Origin of the sequence: Bradyrhizobium sp. Mp27, assembly GCF_029953005.1 — a bacterium.
GTDB classification, from domain to species: domain Bacteria; phylum Pseudomonadota; class Alphaproteobacteria; order Rhizobiales; family Xanthobacteraceae; genus Bradyrhizobium; species Bradyrhizobium barranii.
This window is the reverse complement of the sequence record NZ_JASAUS010000378.1, coordinates 1-2,721: the sequence shown is the minus strand read 5'-3', so window position 1 is coordinate 2,721 and position 2,721 is coordinate 1. Positions and strand designations below refer to the sequence as shown.

Genomic DNA, 2,721 nt, shown 5'->3' with positions numbered 1-2,721 from the left:
ACGTCAACGCATACAACGACAGAGCCGAGCCCTTCGTCTGGACCAAGAAAAAGGTCCGTCAACGCCGTGTCAAAGGCCGCCGTATCACTCAGCTCTGATTCCGGGTACTAGTGGCGCTGAAAAGCGACGCAACGGCAGAGAGGTCCAAAGACCAACTTAGGAGCGATTTTCCGGGTCGCTCGATTTTCGCCTTCTGCAACAATATCGGCCATTCAGCGACATATCGGCACGCCCCACTATCCGCAGCATCGGTCAGCGCGACTGTCATTCTAGCCAATGAGCAACGAACAGTTAGGCGGCAGCCGTCATAGCGAGTTTGGCTGTCCTCTGTGATCCGGTGTACGGTGTGCCGTGGATCGGATTTGCGGGCCATGGTGTAAGAGCAGCCAGTCCGAGTCGAGCGTAGATTGTCGGCAATATTGGCCGCCGACGTGGTTGGCTACTCGCGGCTAATGCACGACAACGAAGAGGTTACTCATACCAAACTTACAACGCTCCTGACGGAAGCTGTTCATCCCGCGATTGCGGAGCATCGTGGCCGCATTGTGAAGAACACTGGCGATGGGATCTTGGCAGAATTTCCGAGCGCGGTGGAAGCAGTCCGAGCGGCAGTACGCTTCCAAATCCGAGTTGAGGAACTTACAATTGGAGACGCGGCAGACAGTCGCATTGCCTTCCGGGTAGGCGTCAACATCGGTGACGTAATCATCGAGGCTCATGACATATTCGGCGATGGAGTAAACATCGCGGCGCGACTTGAGACGATCGCAGAGCCCGGCGGCATCTGCATCTCGTTGTCTGCGTATGATCACGTCCGAGGCAAAGTTGGCGTCGAGTTCGCCGACATGGGTGAGCAGAGCCTTAAAAACATTGCCCGCCCGGTCCGGGCCTTTGCCGTGGTCTGGGAAGAGCAAAGCCCCGCGACCCAGGGTGCGCTCGCAAAGTCGGACACGGCTTCAGCGCCTCATCTGTCCATAGTAGTGCTTCCTTTCACCAACCTCAGCGGTGATCGAGAGCAAGAGTACTTCGTGGATGGAGTGACCGAGACCCTGACCACAGACTTATCGCGCATCAGTGGCGCGTTTGTGATTGCGCGCAACACCGCGTTCACGTTCAAGGACAAAGCCCTGGATGTAAGGAAGCTGAGACGTGAGCTGAACGTCCGTTATGTGCTCGAAGGTTCTGTGCAGCGAAGCGGTAACCGCCTCCGCGTGAACGTACGGTTGGTTGACGCCGATACAGGCAACCACCTCTGGGCCGAACGCTTTGACAAGCCTGTTGCCGACCTTTTTGACATGCAGGATGAAATAGTATCGAGGCTCGCCAACGCGCTCGATGCCGAACTCATTACCGCCGAGGCACGGCGAGCGGAGTGTTCACTGCGTCCCGACGCGATGGACTTGGTGTTCCAAGGCAGCAGCTGGTTCAACAAGGGGCAGACCCCCGGTTGCCTGACACGCGTGCGCAGTTTTTTCGAAAAGGCCCTTGTGCTCGATCCCGAAAATATTGAGGCGATGGTCGGCTTGGCACGGGTCGAGACCTCACTAGGGGCTTCCTTTATGACCGACGACTATTCAGCGCGGCTTGCTGCGGCGGAGACAGCCATAATGAGGGTACTATCCGTCGCACCAAACCACGCTTTGGCTCACTTGACTTTGGGCTACACGCAAATATTTACGAAACGCGCAGCCCAAGGCATCGCGGAATGCGAGCAGGCTTTAGCGCTGGATCGCAATTTAGCCCGCGCTCATGCTCTCATTGGTTTTGCCAAGTTCTTCCTTGGTCGAGGCGCAGAGACCGAAACTCACATCAACGAGGCATTCCGCCTTTCTCCTCGCGACACCAATGCCGCTCGTTGGATGGCGCATGTCGGCTTTGCCAAGGCGCAACTCGGTGCCGATGACGAGGCAGTTGTCTGGATGCGTCGGGGCCTCGACGCAAACCCAAACCATTCGTTCGCGCATTTCCCTCTCGGAGCAGTGCTTGCGTGGGTTGGCGAACTAGACCAGGCGCGCGCCACCGTACGAGCGGGACTTGCGCTTGATCCAAGCTTCACCATCAGTCGGTTTCGCGCTCACCTACCGAGCGACAATCCTATTTTTCTTGCTGTCCACGAACGCCTCGTTGAGGGCATGCGTTTGGCCGGGGTGCCGGAAGGATAGCGTTCGTCATGTTAGACCCCAATGGGCGTCATCTTCGTCCGAAATGGGTCAATCGCGCCAGTCTGCCCCTGAGTTCGGGACTTCCGGTCTACCCCCGGCTTCGGACATGTCGTGGCACAACTGACGCGATGGGCCACAAGCCGACATCGGCCTGATTGAGCTTACTAGCGCCCTTTAGTCTTATTACGGGTGAGCCTCAGACATCAGTTCGAAGCCAGCAGCTACGCACCCGATTGGCTAGGTGCTGATAACGGCCGGCTCGGTCCAACGTAACCACGCCCATGTCATTCGGCCCTTTAATTGCGGATTGTTGTCAATCACCTTTTAAACTTTCCGACGGCACGACGGTAGCGCTCGCGCTGTCGGAGCTGGTCAGGGTTGCGGAGACGGCGCGAGCGCGGCTGATGCGTACTTTGCCGGCCAGGCATTGGATCGCCCGGGCTGGTTGATGTCTTCACTGGGGTCACGGTCCTTTCCGAGGTCGCGCAGCGCCTCATGATGATGTCCGGGTCGGACGCCTCAACGTTTGCAGCGGAGTACGGTCGAGCCGCCACCAGCC

1 protein-coding gene is annotated in these 2,721 nt (G+C 58.0%); it reads left to right on the top strand.

The genetic code is table 11. The features are described 5' to 3' along the window. Nucleotides 1-407: 407 nt before the first annotated feature. Complete coding sequence (locus QJT78_RS49970) at nt 408-2,162, top strand: adenylate/guanylate cyclase domain-containing protein (RefSeq protein ID WP_281460821.1); 1,755 nt, start codon at nt 408-410, stop codon at nt 2,160-2,162. Nucleotides 2,163-2,721: the final 559 nt, after the last annotated feature.